This window comes from Mycobacterium neglectum (assembly GCF_002591975.1).
In the GTDB taxonomy this organism is placed as follows: Bacteria; Actinomycetota; Actinomycetes; order Mycobacteriales; family Mycobacteriaceae; genus Mycobacterium; species Mycobacterium neglectum.
This window is the reverse complement of the sequence record NZ_NVQE01000031.1, coordinates 17,409-39,630: the sequence shown is the minus strand read 5'-3', so window position 1 is coordinate 39,630 and position 22,222 is coordinate 17,409. Positions and strand designations below refer to the sequence as shown.

The 22,222-nt window shown below is 64.6% G+C and carries 18 protein-coding genes; 10 read left to right on the top strand and 8 right to left on the bottom strand.

Features of this window, described 5'->3' with window-relative positions:
- The first annotated feature begins 29 nt into the window (after nucleotides 1-29).
- From CSQ99_RS21665 to CSQ99_RS21635, 7 genes are read left to right on the top strand one after another with little or no spacing between them, the layout of a single operon-like run.
- Nucleotides 30-920, top strand: coding sequence for an enoyl-CoA hydratase (locus tag CSQ99_RS21665; RefSeq protein ID WP_099041062.1), 891 nt, complete (start codon nucleotides 30-32; stop codon nucleotides 918-920).
- On the top strand, nucleotides 917-2,125 hold the full coding sequence (locus CSQ99_RS21660) for an amidohydrolase family protein (RefSeq protein ID WP_099041061.1): 1,209 nt from the start codon (nucleotides 917-919) through the stop codon (nucleotides 2,123-2,125). The genes CSQ99_RS21665 and CSQ99_RS21660 overlap by 4 nt, the downstream gene beginning before the upstream one ends.
- Nucleotides 2,126-2,127: 2 nt before the next feature.
- Nucleotides 2,128-3,744, top strand: coding sequence for an acyl-CoA synthetase (locus CSQ99_RS21655; RefSeq protein ID WP_099041060.1), 1,617 nt, complete (start codon nucleotides 2,128-2,130; stop codon nucleotides 3,742-3,744).
- Nucleotides 3,741-4,604, top strand: coding sequence for an amidohydrolase family protein (locus CSQ99_RS21650; RefSeq protein ID WP_099041059.1), 864 nt, complete (start codon nucleotides 3,741-3,743; stop codon nucleotides 4,602-4,604). The genes CSQ99_RS21655 and CSQ99_RS21650 overlap by 4 nt, the downstream gene beginning before the upstream one ends.
- 2 nt (nucleotides 4,605-4,606) lie before the next feature.
- Complete coding sequence (locus CSQ99_RS21645) at nucleotides 4,607-5,644, top strand: acyl-CoA dehydrogenase family protein (protein ID WP_099041058.1); 1,038 nt, start codon at nucleotides 4,607-4,609, stop codon at nucleotides 5,642-5,644.
- A gap of 8 nt (nucleotides 5,645-5,652) precedes the next feature.
- Nucleotides 5,653-6,849 carry an acyl-CoA dehydrogenase family protein gene (locus CSQ99_RS21640; protein WP_099041057.1) on the top strand — a complete coding sequence of 399 codons (1,197 nt, stop codon included), beginning with the start codon at nucleotides 5,653-5,655 and terminating at the stop codon, nucleotides 6,847-6,849.
- Nucleotides 6,850-6,883: 34 nt separating this feature from the next.
- On the top strand, nucleotides 6,884-7,867 hold the full coding sequence (locus CSQ99_RS21635; RefSeq protein ID WP_099041056.1) for an NAD-dependent epimerase/dehydratase family protein: 984 nt from the start codon (nucleotides 6,884-6,886) through the stop codon (nucleotides 7,865-7,867).
- Nucleotides 7,868-7,875: 8 nt separating this feature from the next.
- Here CSQ99_RS21635 and CSQ99_RS21630 read toward each other — a convergent pair whose 3' ends face one another.
- Genes CSQ99_RS21630 through CSQ99_RS21620 form a run of 3 tightly spaced genes read right to left on the bottom strand, consistent with a single transcriptional unit; the run spans nucleotide 7,876 to nucleotide 11,118 of the window.
- Nucleotides 7,876-8,700: an alpha/beta fold hydrolase gene (locus tag CSQ99_RS21630; protein WP_099041055.1), complete on the bottom strand. Its 825-nt coding sequence runs from the start codon at nucleotides 8,698-8,700 to the stop codon at nucleotides 7,876-7,878.
- A 37-nt stretch (nucleotides 8,701-8,737) separates the two neighbouring features.
- Nucleotides 8,738-9,967 (bottom strand): amidohydrolase family protein, encoded by a 1,230-nt coding sequence (locus CSQ99_RS21625; protein WP_099041054.1) that lies wholly within the window; start codon nucleotides 9,965-9,967, stop codon nucleotides 8,738-8,740.
- Between the two features lie 2 nt (nucleotides 9,968-9,969).
- Nucleotides 9,970-11,118 (bottom strand): thiolase family protein, encoded by a 1,149-nt coding sequence (locus CSQ99_RS21620; protein WP_099041053.1) that lies wholly within the window; start codon nucleotides 11,116-11,118, stop codon nucleotides 9,970-9,972.
- 93 nt (nucleotides 11,119-11,211) lie between these two features.
- Here CSQ99_RS21620 and CSQ99_RS21615 point away from each other — a divergent pair, with 93 nt between their 5' ends.
- Nucleotides 11,212-13,395, top strand: coding sequence for a molybdopterin-containing oxidoreductase family protein (locus tag CSQ99_RS21615; RefSeq protein WP_099041052.1), 2,184 nt, complete (start codon nucleotides 11,212-11,214; stop codon nucleotides 13,393-13,395).
- A gap of 17 nt (nucleotides 13,396-13,412) precedes the next feature.
- Here the strand turns inward: CSQ99_RS21615 and CSQ99_RS21610 are convergent, their stop codons facing one another.
- Nucleotides 13,413-14,624, bottom strand: coding sequence for a CaiB/BaiF CoA transferase family protein (locus CSQ99_RS21610; protein ID WP_099041087.1), 1,212 nt, complete (start codon nucleotides 14,622-14,624; stop codon nucleotides 13,413-13,415).
- A gap of 180 nt (nucleotides 14,625-14,804) precedes the next feature.
- On the opposite strand from CSQ99_RS21610, the gene CSQ99_RS21605 reads away from it, so the two are divergent.
- Nucleotides 14,805-16,268, top strand: a complete 1,464-nt coding sequence (locus CSQ99_RS21605; protein WP_425437849.1) for an aldehyde dehydrogenase family protein — start codon at nucleotides 14,805-14,807, stop codon at nucleotides 16,266-16,268.
- A 53-nt stretch (nucleotides 16,269-16,321) separates the two neighbouring features.
- Here the strand turns inward: CSQ99_RS21605 and CSQ99_RS21600 are convergent, their stop codons facing one another.
- From CSQ99_RS21600 to CSQ99_RS21590, 3 genes are all read right to left on the bottom strand, one after another.
- Nucleotides 16,322-16,963 (bottom strand): TetR/AcrR family transcriptional regulator, encoded by a 642-nt coding sequence (locus CSQ99_RS21600; protein WP_099041050.1) that lies wholly within the window; start codon nucleotides 16,961-16,963, stop codon nucleotides 16,322-16,324.
- A gap of 3 nt (nucleotides 16,964-16,966) precedes the next feature.
- A complete protein-coding gene (locus CSQ99_RS21595) occupies nucleotides 16,967-18,175 on the bottom strand; it encodes a cytochrome P450 (RefSeq protein ID WP_099041049.1) in 1,209 nt (402 codons plus the stop codon).
- Between the two features lie 64 nt (nucleotides 18,176-18,239).
- Complete coding sequence (locus tag CSQ99_RS21590) at nucleotides 18,240-19,016, bottom strand: coniferyl-alcohol dehydrogenase (RefSeq protein ID WP_099041048.1); 777 nt, start codon at nucleotides 19,014-19,016, stop codon at nucleotides 18,240-18,242.
- Between the two features lie 116 nt (nucleotides 19,017-19,132).
- Between CSQ99_RS21590 and CSQ99_RS21585 the strand changes: the two genes are divergently transcribed.
- Nucleotides 19,133-20,578, top strand: coding sequence for a coniferyl aldehyde dehydrogenase (locus CSQ99_RS21585; protein WP_099041047.1), 1,446 nt, complete (start codon nucleotides 19,133-19,135; stop codon nucleotides 20,576-20,578).
- Here the strand turns inward: CSQ99_RS21585 and CSQ99_RS21580 are convergent.
- The gene (locus CSQ99_RS21580; RefSeq protein WP_099041046.1) at nucleotides 20,562-22,220 is read right to left on the bottom strand and encodes an acyl-CoA synthetase; all 1,659 of its coding nucleotides are present in this window, start codon (nucleotides 22,218-22,220) and stop codon (nucleotides 20,562-20,564) included. The genes CSQ99_RS21585 and CSQ99_RS21580 overlap by 17 nt on opposite strands.
- Between the last annotated feature and the right edge of the window lie 2 nt (nucleotides 22,221-22,222).

Genomic DNA, 22,222 nt, shown 5'->3' with positions numbered 1-22,222 from the left:
AGTTCGACATGCCTGAGGAGGGCTGACGGGTGAGCGTTGGAGATCGCGTCGCTGACCCCTTGGACCGCAACGCCTCCGACCAGAGCGCACCCGTGCTCTACGAGGTCCTCGACACCGGCGTCGCCGTCCTGACCCTCAACCGGCCCGAGCGGATGAACGGCTGGGGCGGCGGTCTGGCCACCATGTTCTATCTGAGACTCGACGACGCAGAGGCCGACCCTGACGTCCGGGCCATCGTCGTGACCGGTAAAGGCCGAGCATTCTGCGCCGGGGCGGACATGGGCGACCTCACGTCGATCAGCGCCGCCACCGTCGATGCCGCCGCGGACACGGACGTCGGCAAGCTGGTCGGTGCGCGTCATCCGCATTTCACGGCGACGATGAGAAAACCCCTCATCGCCGCAATCAACGGTGCCTGTGCCGGTATGGGTATGACGATGGCGTTGATGTGCGACGTGCGGTTCGCTGCCGACGGCGCAAAATTCAGCACCTCGTTCGCCCGCCGAGGCCTGATCGCGGAGTACGGGATCTCCTGGATCCTGCCTCGCATCGTCGGCCAGGGCGTTGCTCTCGACCTGCTGTTGTCGGGCAGGGTGTTCCTGGCAGACGAGGCCCTGCGCCTTGGACTGGTCAAAGAAGTCGTGGCACCCGAAGAACTACTTTCCCGCGCGATCGCCTACGCCGAGGACATCGCCGCCAACTGCGCGCCGAGCTCGCTGGCGGTGATCAAGCAACAGGTGTACGCAGACACCATGCGCGATGTATTCGATGCCAGCGACGATGCCGAAAAGCTGATGCACGAATCCATGCAGCGCCCCGACTTCATCGAAGGCATCACGAGCTTCTTCGAAAAGCGTCAGCCGAACTTCCCGCCGGCCCGAGGATCAGGCCAAGGATCTTTGAAAGGACAGGAATCATGACCCTGGACTACATGGCCATAGACGTCGACAATCACTATTACGAGACGATCGACTCGTGCACCCGCCACCTGCCCAAGGAGTTCAAACGCCGCGGAGTGCAGATGCTCAACGAGGGCAAGCGCACGTTCGCCGTCATGGGTGGTGTGGTCAACCACTTCATCCCGAATCCGACGTTCGACCCGATCATCGAACCCGGTTGCCTCGACCTTCTGTTCCGCGGTGAAATCCCCGAGGGCGTGGACCCGGCTTCGCTGATGAAGGTCGACCGGCTGCCAGACCATCCCGAGTACCAGAATCGCGATGCCCGGCTGAAGGTTCTCGACAAGCAGAACCTCGAAACCGTGTTCATGCTGCCGACTTTCGCGTGCGGCGTCGAGGAAGCCCTCAAACACGACATCGAGGCCACCATGGCCACGGTGCACGCGTTCAATCTGTGGCTCGATGAAGACTGGGGTTTCGACCGTCCCGACCACCGGTTCCTGTCGGCGCCGATCATCTCGCTGGCCGATCCGGACAAGGCCGTCGAAGAGGTCGAGTTCGTCCTGTCCCGCGGCGCCAAGAACGTGTGTGTACGGCCTGCGCCGGTTCCGGGTCGTGTCAAGCCGCGTTCACTGGGAGATCCATTGCACGATCCGGTGTGGGCCCGACTGGCCGAGGCGGGCGTTCCGGTGATCTTCCACCTGTCCGACAGCGGCTATCTCGCGATCGCGGCATTGTGGGGCGGCAAGGCCACCTTCGAGGGGTTCGGTAAGAAGGATCCGCTCGATCAGGTGCTGCTCGACGACCGCGCGATTCACGACGCCATGGCATCGATGCTCGTGCATCAGGTCTTCACCAGGCATCCGAAGTTGAAGGTGGCGAGCATCGAGAACGGCTCATACTTCGTCTACCGCTTGATCAAACGGCTCAAGAAGGCCGCCAACACCGCGCCGTACCACTTCAAAGAGGACCCGGTCGAGCAGTTGAGAAACAACGTGTGGATCGCGCCGTATTACGAGGACGACGTCAAGCTGCTCGCCGCGACGATCGGCGTCGACAAGATCCTGTTCGGTTCGGACTGGCCTCACGGCGAAGGCCTGGCCGATCCGATGACCTTCACCGCCGACATCCCGCAGTTCCCGGAGTTCAGCTACGAGGACACCCGGAAGGTGATGCGCGACAACGCGCTGCAGCTGCTGGGTGCGAACGTAACGGCCTCCGCCTAGCCATGGGCGAATGGACCATCGGCGCGGTGCTGGACGCGATCGCCGAAGCCGTTCCCGACCGGCTGATGACCATCTGCGGTACGCGCCGTAGCACGTTCGGGGAGTCGGCGGAGCGGACCCGCAGACTGGCCAATTACCTTGCCGGGCAGGGGTTGGGCGCGCACCGGGAACGAGCTGACCTCGCGAACTGGGAATGTGGACAGGATCGCGTGGCACTCATCATGCACAACGACCTGTATCCCGACATGGTCATCGGGTCGCTGAAGGCGCGAACCGTACCGGTCAACGTCAACTACAACTACACCCCACGCGAGGTTGCCGAACTCCTGGACTACCTGCAGCCACGAGCGGTGATCTATCACCGCTCGTTCGGGCCCAAGTTCGCCGATGTCCTCCCGCCCGCCGCCGCGGACCTGATGATCTCGGTCGACGACGACAGTTCGGCACCGCAGTTGCCGGGGGCCATCAGTTTGGAAGATGCTCTGGCGCAGGGAGATACGGACGTCGACATTGCGACGTCACCCGACGATGTGATGATGGTGTGCACCGGCGGGACCACCGGCCGCCCCAAAGGGGTCATGTGGCGGCAGAGCGACACGTACGTGGTGTCCATGAACGGCGCCGACCACGAATCCGTCGACGAGATCCATGCCAAGCTCGGTTTCGAAGGTCAGCCGTGGTTCGCCGTGTCACCGCTGATGCATGCAGCGGGAATGTGGACGGCCTTCGCGGGGCTCCTCAACGGGCTGCCGATCGTCCTCTACGATAAGACACGCTTCGACCCATGTGCGGTACTCGAGACGGCCGAGCGTGAGAAAGTCGGCATGATGACGATGGTCGGCGACGCCTACGCGGGGCCGCTGGTCGAGGAACTGCGCAGCGGTGCTTACGACCTGTCGTCGATGTATGCGATCGGCACCGGTGGGGCGGCCACCAATCCGAAACACCAACAGGCGCTTCTGGAGTTGCTGCCGCAGATCACCTTGATCAACGGCTACGGCTCCTCGGAGACCGGGAACGTGGGCTTCGGGCGCAGCCAACACGGGGACCAGAAGGACACGTTCGTGCTCAGGGAAGGCGCGCTGGTCCTGTCCGAGGACTACGGTCGCTTCCTGCAATCGGGGGAGCAGGAGGTCGGCTTCGTCGCACGCGGCGGACGCATCCCGCTCGGCTATTTCGACGACGAGGCCGCGACCCGTAAGACGTTTCCCGTCGTTGAGGGACAGCGTGTGGTGATTTCCGGGGACCGCGGCTCGCTGGCTCCCGATGGCTCTCTCCAGTTGTTCGGTCGGGACTCGCTGGTCGTCAACACCGGCGGCGAGAAGGTCTTCGTCGAGGAAGTCGAGGAAGTGTTGCGCGCATACGCGGGTGTCGCCGATGCGCTGGTGGTCGGTCGGCCCAGTGAGCGGTGGGGTGAAGAAATCGTCGCACTGGTGGCCTTGCAGCACGACGTCAGCATCACCCCCGAAGAGCTTCATGGCCAATGCACATCGCATCTCGCGCGGTTCAAGGCGCCGAAGGAGTTCATTTTCGTCGATCAAGTACGGCGGCTCGGAAATGGCAAACCGGACTATCGCTGGGCGAAAGCGGCTGCGATGCAAGAGGCGTCGCTGACATGAGCCCGAAAGCCATCGATTGCCTGGTCAACGTCCACTTCGGTGAGACTGAGAAGCAACCCGAGTTCATGCTCAAGGTGCGCGACGACTACTTCAAGGGACCGCAGTCGCTCTACGACCAGGTCGAGCTGCCGCAGTTGCTCGAGGAAATGGACGAGCGCGGTGTCGAGAAGGCCATCCTGATGGACAACCTGACGAAGCCGTCGGTGACGGCCCGCAAGTTCGTCGACCAGCGGCCCGACAAGTTCGCACTCGCGGTGGGTGGCGTGAATCTGCTGCGGCCCATGCCGTCCCTGCGGGAACTCAGCGCCATCGTGCGCGACCTCCCGGTGGCGTACACCGCTGTAGGGCCCAGCTTTTGGGGTGACGGTCAGTACCCGCCGAGTGACGCCGTCTACTATCCGCTCTACACCAAATGCGCTGAAATCGGTCTACCGCTGTGCATCAACACCGGTCTGCCGGGTCCGCCGATCCCCGGGGAGGCGCAGAACCCCATCCACCTCGACCGGGTATGCGTGCGATTCCCCGAGCTGAAGCTCTGCATGATCCATGGGGCAGATCCGTGGTGGGACGTCGCGATCCGACTGATGATCAAATACCAGAACCTGCGCCTGATGACGTCGGCGTGGTCGCCCAAGCGGTTGCCGGACAGCCTTTTGCACTACATGCGCACCCGCGGACCCGACAAGGTCATATTCGCATCGGACTGGCCGGTTCTGAGAATGCACCGTGTGGTGCCCGAGGCGCTGGCGCTGGACCTGCCTGCCGAGGTGCTGGAGAACTACCTCTACAACAATGCACAGGATTTCTTCTTCGGGGTCCGAGAGGATCGCCGCGGACGCGAGGAGCAAGGGGAACACTGACGATGGACCGTTACGAATTGCGGAGGCTGGACTACAGCCTGTCCGAGGACCACAACGCCATACAGTCGGCGTATCGTGAGTTTTTCAAAACGCATTGCCCGATCGAAACCGTCCGCGCCGCTGAGGAATCCGGCTTCGACAAGAGTCTGTGGGAACGGCTGTGCGCCATGGGGGCAACCAGCATGGCGTTGCCCGAGTCCAGCGGAGGGGACGGCGCCACTCTCGTCGATCTGACGCTGGTGGCCGACGAACTCGGCCGCGCGCTAGCCCCGGTTCCGTGGATCGATCATGTCTGCGCGGCTCGGCTACTGGCACGGCTGGGCACGGCCGAGCCGGACGTCGTCAACGGTAAGCAGCTGATCGCGCTCGATCCCCGACAGGACAACGTCTCCGGGGTTCGCCTGATCCCGACGGGATCGATTGCCGACCACATCATCGTGCGTGACGGCGAAGACGTCGTGCGACTGACGTTCGGGACCCGACCGGTCAAGGTCGACAACATCGGCAAGCTTCCGATGGCGTGGGTCGACCCCGCCGCCGCCGACGATCGCACCGTGCTGGGCAGCGGACCCGAGGCGTTGATCGAATATCAACGGGCCCTGGATGAATGGCGGGTGCTCACTGCGGCAGCACTGGTCGGCCTCGTCGAGGAGACGATGACCATCGCCGCCGAGTTCGCCAAGTCCCGCTACACACTCGGTGTTCCGATCTCGACGTTGCAGGGCATCTCGCACCCCTTGGCCAACATCGCCATCACAGTCCAGGGTGGACGTAACCTGGCGCGGCGGGCAGCGTGGTTCCTCGACAACGAGCCCGACGAGCGTCCGGAGCTGGCGCCGTCGGCGTTCGTGTTCATGGCCGAAGAAGCGTCGAAGGCAGCGACGATGGCGGTCCACGTCCAGGGCGGCCTCGGCGTTTCGGCCGAAGCCGCGGCGACTGCCTATCTGGTGCGGGCCCGCGGATGGTCGCTGGCCGGCGGTGACCCCGGTGTCACAGCCAAATACATCGCCGAGATCGTCGCCGCACGGGAAGGCAGGTAAAGGCCGCAATGGATTTCTCACGGGTCGAACTGTCCGATGACGATCAGGCCTTCCTCGACGAGACACGCGGTTTCCTGCGCACGCACGTCACCGATGAGGTGATCCGCCGTGATCGTGAGACCGGCGACAACTTCGACGAGGGCGTACATCTGGCGCTCGGCGAAGCGGGCTACCTGGCCAAGGAGTGGAAGCCGGAATCAGAAGGCGGCTTCAATCGCCTCCGGGCTCGTATCTGGGCACTCGAGAAGCGCCGCGCCCACGTACCGTGGGTCACGTCCGGAACGACCGCCATGATTGCGCACTCGGTGGAGAAGTTCGGCTCACCCGAACTCAAAGCCGAAGTGATGCCACAGGTTTACAGCGGTCACGCCCGCCTCTGCCTGGGTTACACCGAACCGGAGGGCGGTTCCGACGTCGCCACCTGCAAGACCCGCGCCGTGCGTGACGGCGAAGGCTGGGTGATCAACGGGTCGAAGATGTTCACCACCGGTGCACACAACTGCCAGTACGTCTTCCTGATCACCAATACTGACCCCGCGGCGCCGAAGCACAAGAGCCTCACCATGTTTCTCGTTCCTCTCGATTCGCCGGGTATCGAGATCCAGGGCGTCCGCACGGTCGACGGTGACCGCACCAACATCGTCTACTACAGCGATGTACGCGTCGACGACAAGTATCGGCTCGGAGAGGTGAACGACGGCTGGACCGTGGTGCGCGAACCTCTCAACGTGGAGCACGGCGCAGTGGAGGCCGCCCAGGACGGACTGCAGGACGTGTCGATCATGATGCACCAGGCCGGATTCATGGCCACCGCGGTAGACAAGGCCGCTGCGAAGGTCGGCGAGACGGGCCCTGACGGCCGCCGCCTGATCGACGACGGCTCGGTCGCATATCGGCTCGGGCGAAGCGTCGCCCGAATGGAGGCATCACTGAGTGCGCCGAGCATCTTCGGCCGCGTCGCCCTGGCCCAGACGATGCGCGACATCTCGCCGGATCTGATGGACATCTTGGGTACGCCTGCGTTGTTGCCGATCGGTACCGACGGGGCGGCCGATGACGGTGCGGCCGAGTACGTCTACCGGTTCGCGCCGCTGGTGGGGATCTACGGCGGCACCCTCGAGGTGTTCCGAAATATGATCGCGCAGTACACGCTTGGCCTCGGGAAGCCGGCGTACGCACCCCCGGTCGCCAAGAAAGCTTCGTAGTGTGACTTCAGCGATTCGGCGTAAAGCCCTCGTCATGGGTGCGAGTGGCTTTGTCGGCTCCCATGTCACCCGCAAACTCGCTGAGCGCGGCGACGACGTTCGGGTGTATCTCCGCAAGTCCAGCAAGACAATGGCTATCGACGACCTCGACATCGAGCGGTGCTACGGCGACCTGTACGACGCGGACGCCTTGCGCGCAGCGATGGCCGACCGCGATGTCGTTTACTACTGCGTGGTGGACACCCGCTTCCACCTGCGCGACCCGGCACCCCTTTTCGAAACCAACGTCAACTGCTTGCAGCGGGTGCTCGATATCGCCACCGATAACGATCTGTATCGGTTCGTGTTCTGCAGCACCATCGGCACGATCGCCCTCGGCGAAGGCCGCCCGGCGACCGAAGACGATGCGTTCAACTGGCCGGGGGTCGGCGGGCCCTACATCGAGTCGCGCCGTCAGGCGGAGGATTTGGTCCTGCGCTATGCCCGCGAGCGGGGACTGCCCGCCGTCGCGTTGAATGTATCCAACCCGTACGGACCGCTGGACTTTCAGCCGAATCAAGGGTTGATGGTGAAATTGGCTGCCCAAGGCCAGCTTCCGGTGTGGGTCAAAGATGTGTCCACCGAGGTGGTGGGTATCGAGGACGTCGCCGACGCGTTCCTGCTCGCCGCCGAACACGGCCGGGTCGGCGAACGCTACATCATTTCCGAGACATACATGCCGATGCGGGAGTTGCTGACGACCGCGGCGGACGGAGTCGGTGCGCGACCGCCGCGCTTCGGCATTCCGCTCGCGATGATGTACGCCGCTGGCTTCGCCAGCGGAGCGGTGGCCCGGTTGCTACGACGTGATCCGGTCATCGACGTGACAGGTGTGCGGCTACTACACACCACGTCGCCCGCAGATCACAGTAAGGCGACGCGCGAACTCGGCTGGAATCCGCGCCCCGCGGCGGAGTCCATACGGAAGGCGGCACGGTTTCACGTCGACCATTCCAAGGAAGTGTCGCGCCGAGGGTGAACCACAGCTCAGGAGCGAATGAACTCCAGCAGGTCGGGATTGATCACGTCGTGGTGGGTGGTGAATGCGCCATGGGGGTAGCCGGCATACGTCTTCAACGTTCCGTTCGGCAGTAGCTTGGCCGATAGGGGCCCGGAGTCGGCGTACGGCACGATCTGGTCGTCGTCGCCGTGCATCACCAGAACCGGAATCGTGATCTTCTTCAAATCCTCGGTGAAGTCGGTCTGCGAGAACGCGACGATGCCGTCGTAATGCGCCTTGGCGCCACCCATCATTCCCTGGCGCCACCAGTTCTGGATGATCGGCTCCGACGGTTCCACACCGGGCCGGTTGAACCCGTAGAACGGACCCGATGCCAACGAGTGGTAGAACTCGGACCGGTTGGCCGCCAGTTGGGCCTGAAAGTCGTCGAACACTTCCTTGGGCAGACCGCCGGGGTTGGCGTCGGTCTGCACCATCAGCGGCGGCACTGAGCTGATGAGTACTGCCTTGGCGGCGCGGTTCTGGCCGTAGCGGGCGAGAAAGTGTGCGACTTCACCGCCGCCGGTCGAGTGCCCGATGTGCACGGCATCGTGCAGGTCCAGATGCTCGACGACCGCGGCGAGGTCGTCAGCGTAGTGGTCCATGTCGTGACCGTCGCCGACCTGAGAGGACCGGCCGTGGCCGCGACGGTCGTGGGCGATGACACGGAAGCCGTGCTGCAGGAAGAACAGCATCTGAGCGTCCCAGTCATCGGCCGACAGCGGCCATCCGTGGCTAAAGACGATCGGCTGACCCGAGCCCCAGTCCTTGAAGTAGATGTCGACGCCGTCATTCGTCGTGATGGTGGGCATGGGTCCAGCATGCCCCGTGAACCGGCGATATGTCTGGTTAAACGTGCGACAGCGCAGGCGGCTTGACCGCTTCGGGATCCGGGTTCGCGATCGGCAGACCCATGAATCGCCGCGCGTTGTCACCCATGAAGTCGTAGGTGCGCCGCTGGTCCATCCCCTCGGCGTACTTCCAGAAGCCTTTCGGTTCGGCCAGCCCCTCGGGGTGCGGATAGTCAGAGCCGAACAGCACCTTGTCCCAGCCGACGGTGTTCACGACGTCGGAGACGCAGCCCTCCCAGAACGGGCTCACCCAGATGTTGCGGCGGAAGACGTCGTGCGGGTGCTCGAGAAAATTCTGCGGCATCTTCTTGTAGAGATCGTCGAAGTCGTTGAACAACGGGAAGATCCACGAGCTGCCGTTCTCGACGCTGGCGACGCGCAACTTCGGGAAGCGGGTCAGCGTGCCGTGGCAGATCAGGGCAGCGATCATGTCCGAGATTTCGCGGTGCCCCAACACCATCCAGCGGAAGGCGCTCTGCGCCATGAAGTTCTGGGTGTACGGCGGCTCCCACTTCGCGACGTAATCGTCGAGTGGCGGATAGCTCGCGTGCAGCACGACCGGCAACCCGGCGGCCTCGACGTCACGCCAGAACGGGTCGAACTCCGGCAGTGCGGGTGACCGCCAGCCCCGGATGCCGTTGACCGGACCGGGCTTGATCAACACGACCTTGACGTCGTTGGCGAGTAGGTACTCCAGCTCACGCTGGGCGCCGTCCACCTCGGAGAGGTTGATGATGGGCGTCGAGTAGAGGCGGTTCTCATAGTTGAACGTCCACTGCTCGAGCATCCACTGGTTCAGCGCGTGGATGACCGCCAGCGACAGCTCGGGATCGTCGGCGGTCGCGTGCTCGATGAGACTTGCCAGCGTCGGGTAGTTCAACGCCTCGACGACGCCCTGACGGTCGAGTTCGGCCACGCGGTCGGCGGGGTTGCGGGTCGCGGCGGGCGCATCGATGGCCGGGCCCTGCATCTCGCGCAGGGTGAGTCCCTCGGTGTTCTCGCCCGCGAAGAACTTCTCGTGCGCACCGGGCGCGGCGACGCGCTCGAACGTCGGGTTGGGGATGAAGTCGTTGACCCTGTTGTTGATCACGATTCGCGTGTGGCGGCCGAACTGGCCGTATTGCACGGCCCGTGAGTACTTCTCGGGCAGGAACTTCGTCAGCGATTCCGGTGTCTCGTACATGTGCTGGTCGGCGTCGAAGATCGGCGCCCCGGTGAACTGAGTCATGGTTACCTCGTGAGGATTGTCGCCGCTGCGGTGCCGGGCGCACCGTAGAGCTGGGCGAAGCCGACCTTCGGCTCGCCGGGTACCTGCCGGTCGCCCGCCTCACCGCGCAGTTGGCGCACCAACTCGTGGATCTGACGCAGGCCCGATGCGCCGATGGGTTCGCCGTTGGCGATCAGCCCGCCGTCGGTGTTGATGGGCAACGCGCCACCGATCTCGGTGGCGCCATCGGCCAGCAGCTTCTCCTGATCGCCGTCGGCGCAGAACCCGCACTCGGCCATGTGGATGATCTCCGCGCCGGCATCGGTGTCCTGCAGCTGAATCACGTCGACGTCCTCCGGTGCCACACCGGCCTTTTCGAACGCGGACCTGGCGGCATAGACCGTGGGCGCGACGTCCTCGGCGACGGGTGCGAAGGTCGTGTTGACCTCGTAGGCGCCGTACCGCCGCGTCCGCACCTCGACCGCCTTCAGGTAAACGGGCTTCTTGCTGTACTTATGCGCGATGTCAGCGCGGCACATGACCACCGCCGCTGCTCCCTCGTCGGGCGCGCAGAACATGTATTGGGTGAGCGGATAGTTCAGCATCGTCGAGTTGAGAATGTCATCCTCGGCGATGGGCTTGCGGCGGAACGCATTCGGGTTCAGCGCGCCGTTACGGAAGTTCTTGGCCGCGACCTTGGCGAGCGTCTCCTGCGAGATGCCATGGTCGTGTAGATACTTGTTGGCCTTCATCCCGAAGAACTGCGTGGTGAGGTACTGGCCGTTCTCGGCGTACCAACTCGGCATCCCCACCAGCGCGGGATCCTCGGTGAATGCGCCCCGCGGGTGTTTGTCCAGACCGATCGCTATGCCGATGTCGTAGTCGCCCAGCCGAATTCCGTCGGCGCAGGCCTTGGCGGCGCTCGCGGCCGTGGCACACGCGTTGAACACATTGGTGAACGGGATTCCGGATAGCCCGACCATGCCGACGATGGCGTCGGGGTTGGCGACGGTCCAGCTGCCGCCGGTGGCCGCCTGGATGTCCTTCCATTCGACACCGGCGTCGGCGACCGCGGCGAAGATGGCGTCAACGCCCATTTCCATCGCCGACTTGCCCTCGAAGCGGCCGAACGGGTGCAGCCCGACACCGATGATGGCGACGTCGTTGGTCATGACTTGAGGCCTTTCGGTTAAGCCGGTTGGTGATCCTCCCTGGTCGGAGCAACAGCCTATCCCAACTGTAACTATTACAGTATCGTAGTCGGCGTGGCATCGGTGATCGAACACAAGCCCACGTTCTGCCGGATCTGCGAGCCGCTCTGCGGCATGATCGCGACCGTCGAGGACGGCCGTCTCACCGCGTTGCGTCCTGACAAGGAACACCCGCTGTCGGCGGGGTTCGCATGTCAGAAGGGCATCGCCTTCACCGAGGTGCAGAACGACCCCGACCGGGTGACGACCCCACTGCGGCGCGGTCCGAACGGATTCGAACCGGTCGCGTGGGATGACGCGATGTCCGATATCGCCGCACGGCTGTCGGCGGTGCTGCGTCGAGACGGTTCCGGTGGTGTCGGCTGGTATATGGGCAACCCCGGCGCGTTCAGTTACGCGCACACCTTCGCGGCACTGCTGTTCATGAAGGGCCTCGGTCGTCACGGCCACTACTTCACCGCCTCGTCGCAGGACACCAACAGCAGGCTGATCGCGAGCCAACTGCTCTACGGCGTGCCGACATCGGTGCCGATCCCGGATCTGACGCGTACCGACCTCTTGGTGATGATGGGCGCCAATCCGGTTGTCTCCCACGGCAGCTTCCTGACCGCGCCCCGGATCAAGGACCGCATGCAGGACATCGTCAAGCGTGGTGGCCGTGTGGTGGTCGTCGACCCCCGCCGCACCGAAACCGCCGTCGCGTTCGAATGGCTCGGCATCGTTCCTGACTCGGATTCCTTTCTGCTGCTCTCGCTGCTGCAGGTGATGTTCTCCGAGCGCCTTGTCGACGTCGACCGGGTGAGCCGGGTCGCCGACGGCGTGGATTGGCTGCGGATGCTGAGCGGACCGTTCACGCCGGAGGCGACAGCCGCCCAGACCGGCATAGATCCGGCGAGCGTAAGGGCGCTCGCCCGGGATCTCGTGCGCACACCGCGCGCCGCGATCTACGGACGACTCGGCACGTGCGTGGGCCGTTACGGCACGCTCACCACTTATCTCATCGATGCGGTCAACCTGGTCGCGGGAAACCTCGACGCCCCTGGCGGTTCGGTCTTCAGCTCGATGGAGACCGTCGGGCAGAGATGGCAGAACACGATGATGGGCGCTGTGATGCGGCGCTCGCGGCGGCGGAAACGGTCGCGCGTCAGCGGGATTCGCAGTGCCATTGGTTCAGAGCCTGCCGCGATGATGGCCAAGGAGATCACGACGCCGGGCGATCGCCAGATCAAGGCGATGTTCGTCTCGGCGGGCAATCCCGTCTTGTCGGTGCCGAACGGTGATGAACTCGAGGCCGCGTTCGAAACACTTGATTTGTCGGTGGCGCTTGACTTCTACGTCACCGAGACCACCGCGCGATGCGATTACATCCTGCCCGTCACCACGATGTATGAACGCGACGACTTCCCGTACACGTTCCAGGCCTTTCAGGCCACGCCGTTTCGCCAGGCCACCGAGGCGGTGGTCGCACCCGCGGGTGAGTCGCGTCCGGAGTGGGACATCGTCGACGACCTCACGCGTCGCCTCGGACGGCAGGTGCCGGCATTCGCAGCCTTCGGTGTCGCGCGAAAAGCATTGAGCACCTTCGGAACCGCTCTCACGCCGCGACTCATGATCGACGCACTCGTGCGGATGTCGCAGGGCGGTGACCGCTTCGGCCTTCGCCGCGGTGGCCTGTCGTTGCGCAGACTGACCGAACAGCACCCACACGGTGTCGTGTTGTCGCCGCATATTCGCACCGGTGTCCTGCGTGATGTGGTCGGATACCTCTCGAGGCGGATCCGGCTGGTCCATTCCGATATCAGCGACGAGGTCGCCAAGCTCTCTCAGAGCAGGCATCCCGAGGGCTACCCGCTGCGGATGATCGGCATGCGAGAGCCGCGCTCGGAGAACTCGTGGATGCACAACTCGCCGCTGTTGATGCGCGGCGAGCGTCGCCACCACGCGCTGATGCACGTCGACGACGCGGCCGAGTTGCAGATCGCCGACGGCGAAGTCGTGTCGATCAGCTCGCCGTACGGTCAGATCACCGTGCCGATCACCGCGACGAAGGACCTCGTCGCCGGTGTTGTCGCCATTCCGCACGGCTGGGGTCACAAGGGCACCGGCGGCTGGCAGCTGGCCAATCGCGCGGGCGGGGCGAACGTCAACCGACTGACCTCGAGTGAGCCCGAGGACGTCGAGTCGATGTCCGGAATGGCCTGGCTGACAGGCGTACCCGTGCGCGTCGACCGGATCTAGCCCCGCGACGGGGTAGCTCAGGCGATGGCGCCGGAGTCCTTGAGTGCCTCGATACGGTCCCAGTCCATCCCGATTTCCATGAGCACGATCTCGGTATGCTCCGACGCCTGCGGCGCCCGCGTCGTCTCCAGCGGTTCGTGGTTGAACTGGATGGGACCGCGCACGACCTTGAACGGGGCGCCGCCGTCGCTGGCCTCGACTTCCACGATCATGTCGTTGGCGATCGCCTGCTCGTCAGACGCGAGGTCGATGAGGCTCTGGAACGGAGCCCACTGCCCCTTCATGGTCTTGAGGTGCTCACGCCAGTAGTCGAAGGACTTGCTCCGAATGGATTCGGCGATCAGTGCCACACCGGCCTCGGCATTCTGGATCAGCGGCATCACGTCGGAGAAACGCGGGTCGTCGGCGAGTTCGGGCAGACCGAGATGCTCGAACGCATCGCGGATGTATCCGGTGGGGCTGACGATGCACAGGTTGATAGTGCCGCCGTCGGACGTCAGGTAGTTGGCCATGAACGGGTTGACCGATGCCGTGGTGCCGGGCATCAGCGAGCGCATGGTCTCCCCGGTCTCCATGCCCTGAGTGACACTGGCGCCGGCCGCCCACCATGCCGTGCTCAGCAGCGAGACGTCGAGTTCGACTGCCTCCCCGGTGCGTTCGCGGTGGAACAGCGCGGCCGAAATCCCGCCCGCGATGTTCATCCCGCCGATCGAATCGCCGAATGCCGGAATGCCCTGTGGCAGAGCACCTCCGAGTTCCTCGGGGGTCAGAGCGTGGCCCACACCGCTGCGGGTCCAGAACGCGGTTCCGTCGAATCCGCCGGTATCCCGTTCGACGCCCTTGTCGCCGTATGCGCTGCCGCGCGCGTAGATGATGTTCGGATTCGCCGCGCGAATGTGCTCGACGTCGAACTTGTTCTTCTGGCGCTGCGCGGGCATGTAGTTGGTCAAGAACACGTCCGCGGTCTTGGCGATCTCGTAGAGCACCTCCTGTCCGTCGGGAGTGGACACGTCGATGCCGACGCTTCGCTTACCGCGGTTGGGATGCTCGATCAACGGGTGCCGGTTCGGGTCCAACTGGAAGCCGCCCATGTTGATGAAGCCGCGCTGGGTGTCGCCGCGCACCGGGTGTTCGACCTTGATGACGTCGGCGCCCCAATCGGCGAGGATCGCTCCGGCCGCCGGGACGAACGTGAACTGCGCAACCTCGAGGACGCGAACGCCCTCCATCACCTTGATCAACTCGACTTCTCCGTTGTTGTATTCGCCTACTGTAATAGTTACAGTTGAGCGTCCGGCATTGTTTCTGATTGTACGAGGTAGATGGTGAGCTCCATCAAAGATCCAGAAGAGCGGATAGAAACCAGCGTCGATGTCGGTACCCGGGCGGCGGCGCGCGCCGAATCCCGCATGCTGATCGACGGTCATCTGGTCGACGCGGCCTCCGGCGCCACCTTCGACAACGTCAGTCCGGCAACCGGCCTGCTGCTCGGCGCCACCGCCGCCGCCGGCCCTGACGACATGAATCGTGCCATCGCGGGTGCCCGTCGGGCCTTCGACGAGACCGACTGGCCGAACAACGGCGAGTTGCGCAAGCGGTGCCTGGCGCAATTGCAGTCGGCGATCGAGGCCGAGAAGAAAGACCTGCGTGAGGAACTGATCGCCGAGGTCGGGTGTCCAGCGATGACAACGCAGTCCGCACAGCTGGATTGGCCGCTGGCCGAATCGCTTCGCTACCCGGCGGGCTTGATCGACGACTTCGAATGGGAACGCACGCTCGACGGCGGCGGATTGTTCGGCGAGCGCAACGTCCGCACTGTCGTCAAGGAACCGGTCGGCGTCGTCGCAGCGATCACCCCGTCGAACTTCCCGATCGAGGTCATCCTCAACAAGCTCGGACCTGCGCTGGCCGCGGGCAATACGGTTCTGCTGAAACCCGATCCGAACACACCGTGGAATGCGACGCGGCTGGGCAGGCTCGTCGCCGAGCACACCGATATTCCGGCGGGTGTGCTGAATGTCGTCACGACCCCGTCGAACGATGTCGCTTCGATCCTGGGCACCGACCCGCGGGTCGACATGATTTCGTTCACCGGATCCACCGCGGTCGGCAAACTGCTGATGCGTGAGGGCGCCGACACGATGAAGCGGATGTTCCTGGAACTCGGGGGCAAGTCGGTGGCCATTGTGCTCGACGACGCCAACCCCGCCGCGATCCTGGGCGCCGCGATCGGCGTGTGCGTGCATGCCGGCCAGGCGTGTGCGGCCACCACCCGCATGCTCGTACACCGGTCGCGCTACGACGAGGCTGTCGCCACCGTCACCGCCGCATACCAGGGCGTGCCGGTCGGCGATCCGGTTCTGCCGGAAACCCTTGTCGGACCGGTGATCAGCGCCGCACAGAAGGACCGGGTACTCACGGCAGTGGATCGGGCACGAGCCGACGGCGCCGAGATCACCACAGGGGGAGGCGCGGTCGAAGGTCTGCCGGCGCACCTTGCGGGCGGGCATTACGTGCAACCCACGGTGATCGTCGGGGTCGACAACAGCGCAGCGATCGCACAGGAAGAGGTCTTCGGCCCGGTGCTCATCGTGCTGCCGTTCGACGACGACGACCACGCCGTGCGCATCGCCAACGACAGTGCCTACGGCCTCGCAGGCGCGGTCATCTCGCGATCGATGGAGCGCGGCATGAACATCGCTCGCCGCATCCGTACCGGATCTTTCGGGGTCAACGGCGGGATGTTCTACGGCGCCGACGCCCCGTTCGGCGGCTACAAGAACAGTGGCGTGGGGCGGCAGTGCGGAATCGAGGGATTTCAGCAGTACCTCGAGACAAAAACCATCGGATGCCGGATGCCCCGGCAGAAGTGATTCGGGTGCGCAAACATTCGCTGGGCGATCGTACGCGCACCCAAATCGCCTGATTACGAGGCGTCGATGAGGGTTTGTGCGTGGTCGAGGATGCTTTCGAGGATGTAGTCGTAGTCGATGTCGTCGGCGAAGCCGATGAGGCGCTTACCGTTTGAGCTGGGGGCGGGAAACGTCTCGGTCCTGTCCTGGATGCGCTCCAGCACCGCCGACCCGCGGGTGTGCACCGAGATCGCCCCGTACACGGCGACGGCCTGGTGAGCTTCCAGCCCCGCCTCGATCAGCGCCGCGACTGGCTGCTCGATCTTCTGCAAAGCTCCGCGCACCGCCCTGCCGCCGAACTGACTGCGGATGAGAACGAGATCGCACAGGATCGGATTCTCCCGGAAGTGCGCGCGCATCGTGTGCGCGTGATCGCGAAGCGACTCCCGCCAATTGGACGCGTCGATGGTCGGCACAGTGAACTCGAACCGGTCAAGTGCGAGATCGGTCATGGCGTCGAGCAGTTCGTCCTTGCGCCGGAAGTACCAGTAGATGCTGGTGACTCCGACATCCAGGTGCTTGGCCAGGACCGGCATACTCAGATTGTCGATCGACACCTGTGCGGCGACGTCGAAGGCGCCCTTGATGATTTCGTCGGCACTGATCGAACCCCGGTCCCGACGCTTGCGGGTGCCGGACTTCGCGTTGGCGCCCACAGCTCAACCGGCGGCGGCGAAGGTCACAGGAATGGCCGTGGGGGAGCGGAAGGGCTGCCCGTGAATGTAGGGGTCGTCGTCGGTGACGAGCTGGATGTCGGTCAGGCGATCCAGCAGGCATTCCACGGCGACGCGTGTCTCCATACGGGCCAGATGCAGCCCCATGCAGGTATGTTCGCCTGCGGCAAAGGATATGTGCGGCACGCGTTTGCGGTGAATGTCGAACTCCTCCGAGCGTTCCCAACGCTGCTCGTCGCGGTTGGCTGAGCCGATGCACACGTCGATGACTGCGCCCTGCGGAAGGGTGACACCCTCGAGTTCGGTCTCCTCGGTGGCGTAACGCTGCACCGTGGTCAGCGGAGTCTCGTACCGCAGGCCCTCCTCGATGGCGGGTCCGATGAGGTCGCGATCCGCCTGCACCGCGCGGAACTGCTCGGGATGGGTGAGCAGAAGGAACAGCAGGTTCCCCGACGACCGGTATGTGGTCTCCAGCCCGGCCGGCAGCAGCAGTCGCAGGAATGAGTAGATCGCTTCGTCGGTGAGTTTCTCGCCGTCGATCTCTGCGGTCACCAGGTCGCCGATGATGTCCTCGGTGGGCTTGCTCCTGCGCTGCTCGATCTGTTGCAGGAAATAGTCTTTCAGCGCCGCAGACGCCTCGAACGCCCGCTTCCACTTCACGGTGTAACTGATCAGCTCCACCGCTCGCTTGCGGAACCACGGGAGATCTTCTTCGGGTAGGCCCAACAGCTTCGAGATCACCCGGGTGGGGAACTCCAGCGTGAATTGCTTGACCAGGTCGGCGTTCCCGACGTCGATGAACTCGTCGATCAGCCCGTTGACGACGGGGCGGACGATTTCGGGTTCCCACCGTGAGAGCGATCGCGTCTTGAATGCCGCGGACACCAGATTGCGGTGCTCCCAGTGCTTCTTGCCTTCCATCGCCAGAATCGTCGGGCCGATGAACAGGCCGATGGTGCTGTCGTAAATGTGGGAGTTGAACACCTTGCCGTCACGGAACACCCGGTTGACAGCATCGAAGGAGACCGCGGCGTAGAGGTGTTCGGGGAGCATCGATTCAGGTGTCGTGGACCAGTCCATGACGCTGCCCTTGAAGACGCCGAACTGCTGCCGCCGCCGCGCGAACAGAGGGTAGGGGTCGCGTACGAGGTCAGCCGCCTCCTCGACCGTGACGTTGTGCACCGAGCTCTCCACAACTGCTCCAGCATCTCCGGGTCCGGGTCGGTCCTGCGAACTGTACTGTAAATCTTACAGTAGACTATATCAGCTGGACAGGAGGCCCAGCGGTCATCGAGTTGAGGAATCCGGCATCGACGTGAATGTCCTGGCCGGTGATCCAGCGGGCCTCCGGCGAGCCGAGGAACGCGATCACCGGAACGATGTCCTCGACGGTGGCGTGGCGGCCGACGGTAGCGCGGCACATGTCGAGGATTTCCTTGCCCATCGTCTGCTCGAAATCGGCGAGAATCGGCGTCTCGACGGGCCCCGGGCTCACCGCGTTCACCCGCACTCCGTACTTCGCCCACGCGGGTCCCGCGAGCCGCTTGGTGTACAGGATCGCCGCCTGCTTTGACGTGCTGTACACCGGATAACCCGGATCCTGCCGCTCCTGCCATTGCGCGACGGCGTCGCCTTCGGTGAGTTCGAGGAGCTCGGAAAGGATTTCGGTCCGCTGATCCCAGCCAAGCGCGGCCGTCGATGCCACGGTGACGACCGATCCGCCCTCGTTCAGCAATGGCAGCATGCCCTCGGTCATCAATCGCATGCCGAGGTAGTTGACGTTCAATACATCGGCGGCAGGTGCGGTACCCGGAATCCCCGCTACGTGGGCCAGCATGTCCCAGCCGGAGCCGATGTCGCCGAGCAGCGCGGCGATCCGTTCGGCGTCGCGAAGATCGCAGTGCCGGAATTCCGAGACCGGCGTTCGCGGCTCCCGGATGTCGACCGCAAGCACGTGGTCGCCGCGGTCGTAGAAGTATTTCGCAACGGCCGCACCGATACCCGATCCCGCGCCAACGACCACGATTCTGCTCATCTGCACCCAATCCTTCCGGCCCCGCGCTCTGCCGTCGTACCATCGAATGGCCGACAGTAGGCTCGACAGTAAACAATTCTGGTGGCTCGGACAATCACTTCGGAAACGGCGGTGCGATGGACACGGGCGCAGTTCTGCAGCGTCAACGACAGGCGTTCATCGCTGACGGGCCACCGAACGCGGCGGTGCGGCGCAACCGCATCGACCGACTACTGGCCCTGGTGCTGGACAACTCCGATGCCTTCGTCGACGCCATGGCGGCCGACTTCGGCACCCGGCCAAGGGCGGGGACGCTGTTCACCGAAGTTCTCGGCATGATCTCGGTGATCGAACACACCAGAGCCCATGTCCCGCAGTGGATGCGGACGACACAACTCATGCGCGCCGCACGGCTGTTCGGGCTTCGGGCCGAGGTGCAGCCGTCGCCCCTGGGTGTCGTCGGCATCATCGGGCCGTGGAACTTTCCGCTCAACCTGGTGGTGCTGCCCGCGACGGCGGCGTTCGCCGCAGGCAACCGCGTCATCATCAAGATGTCGGAAGTGACGCCGCGAACCGCCGACCTGATGGCCGCGACAGTCCCGAAATACTTCGACCCGACCGAACTGGCTGTGGTCACTGGCGGTGCCGACGTCGCCGCGGTGTTCTCAGCGCTGCCCTTCGATCACCTGTTCTTCACGGGCTCGCCGTCGGTAGGTGCGCTCGTGCAGCGCGCCGCGGCCGAGAACCTCGTGCCCGTGACGCTGGAGCTGGGCGGCAAGAACCCGGTTGTGGTGTCGCGCGATGCCGATCTCAAGCGGGCGGCGACGCGAATTGCCCAGGGCCGCATGATCAACGGCGGGCAGGTCTGTGTATGCCCGGATTACGTCTTCGTGCCCGATGACAGGGTGGACGCGTTCGTCAGCGTCGCCAAGGCCACGTTGCGCGGGATGTTCCCGTCGATCGTCGACAACGACGACTACTGCTCCTCGGTGAATGAGACCAACTTCGACAGGGTGGTCGGACTCATCGACGATGCGCGCGTCAAGGGCGCCACCGTCGAGGGCGTCGCCCCGTACGGTGAGTCCCTGCCGCATCGCGGATCCCGCAAAATCGCGCCCACCATCGTGCGTGGCGTCGACGAACGGATGCGCATCGCCGATGAGGAGGTCTTCGGTCCGGTACTGGTCGTGCGGCCGTATTCGGAAGTGGCCGACGCCGTCGACTACATCAACCAGCGGCCCGCACCGCTCGTCGCGTACTGGTACGGGCCCGACAACGACGACTTCCGTCATTTCGTCCGCAATACCCGCAGTGGGGGTGTTGCCCGCAATGACTTTGCCGCGCAGATGATTCCGTCCGCCGCACCGTTCGGTGGCGTCGGTCGCAGCGGAACGGGCGCCTACCATGGCAAGGCCGGATTCGATGCCTTCAGCCACTACCGCACCGTGGTGGGCACCGATCTGCCGTTCACCATCACCGGGCGCGCGGCCCCGCCGTTCAGCGGGTCGATGCAGGCAGGCTCACGGCTGGCGTTACGGATGGCACGCAACCGCACGCGTCGTCGACTCAAGCGCTCCCGCTGATCGCCTGCTCACGCGCCCAGCGGTAGTCCGCCTTGCCCGCCGGGCTGCGTTCGATGACGGGCCGGAACACCACCGCCTTGGGCAGCTTGTATCGCGCGATGGAACCCGACGCGTGGTCGATCAGTTCCTGGGCGTCGGCGCCGGCGCCCTCCAGGAGGGCCACGATCGCGACGACCTCCTGTCCCCACCGCTCGCTCGGGCGGCCGGAGACCACGACGTCGGCCACCGCGGGGTGCGATAGCAGCGCGGTTTCGACCTCCTCGACGAAAATCTTCTCCCCGCCGGAATTGATGGTCTGAGATTCGCGGCCCAGCAGTTCGATTCCGCCGTCGGCGAGGTGGCGTGCGCGGTCACCGGGAATCGAGAACCGCACGCCATCGATCACCGGAAATGTCTTGGCGGTCTTGGCCGCATCGCCTTTGTAACCCAGTGGCACAAAGCCGCGCTGGGCCAGCCATCCGATGCCGTCATGCCCGGGCTCGAGAATCGAATCGAGTTCCTCGGCCGCGACGAAGGTGTCCGGTCCCGCGTTGAACTTGCCGGTCGACACGGCGCCGGAAGAAGACATGTGATTCATCTGGATCCCGGTCTCCGAGGACCCGACGCCGTCCATGATGATCAGGCCGGGCTTGACGTCGATCAGCCGTTGTTTGGCGGTGGGGGTCAGCAGCGCGCCGCCGTTGGCCACCACGGCCATCGACGACAGGTCCGCCGACGAGCGTTCGAGTGCGTCGGCAAGCGGGCGCGCCATCGCGTCGCCGACCACCTGCACCGCAAGCACCTTCTCCCGCTCCACGGTTCGCACCACCTCGTCGGCGTCGAATCGGCTCGGTGTCTCGGAGAACACGATCGTCTGTCCGGTGGTGAGCGCGGTCATTACGCTCCACTGCGCAGCGCCGTGCATCAGCGGCGGAAGCGTGAAGATCTTGGTCCCCGGGTTCTCTTGGACGCGTTTGGCGATCTCGTCATAGGACCGGGTGAGCTCGCCGGTGGCCATGTTGCGACCGCCGAACGACGTCATGAAGATGTCGTGCTGGCGCCACAGCACGCCCTTGGGCATGCCGGTCGTGCCGCCGGTGTAGAGGACGTAGAGGTCGTCGGGGGACGGCTCGACCGGCGGCGGCTGCGACGAGCCCGAACCGACGATCGAGTCGTAGTCGACAGCACCGTGGACGAGGTCGTTGCCAGACTCGTCGGCGATCTGGATGAGGACGCGCAGGCGCGGAAGCGCTCGCTTGACGTCGGCCACGCGTGGCGCGAACGTCGCGTGATAGACCAGCGCCGTCGCACCGGAATCCTCCAGCAGGTACTGAAGCTCGGTCTTCACGTAGCGGTAGTTGACGTTGAACGGCGCGACTCTGGCCCGCCACGAACCGAGCATCGACTCGACGTACTCCGGGCCGTTGTACGCGTAGATGCCAAGCAGGTCCTGGCCCACCTCGTGACCGGCAATCTCGGAGCGCTCGGTCTTGGTGCCCAGTCCGCGTGCGTGCAGGTAGGCCGCCAGCCGGTTGGACCGCTCCACGATCTGGGCGTAGGTGTAGCGGCGGTCGCCCTGGACGATGAGGTCGCGGTCACCGATCACCGCGGCGACTGCGGCGGCGGCGCCCGGAACGGTGAACTGAGCTGCGGTGTCGGACATCG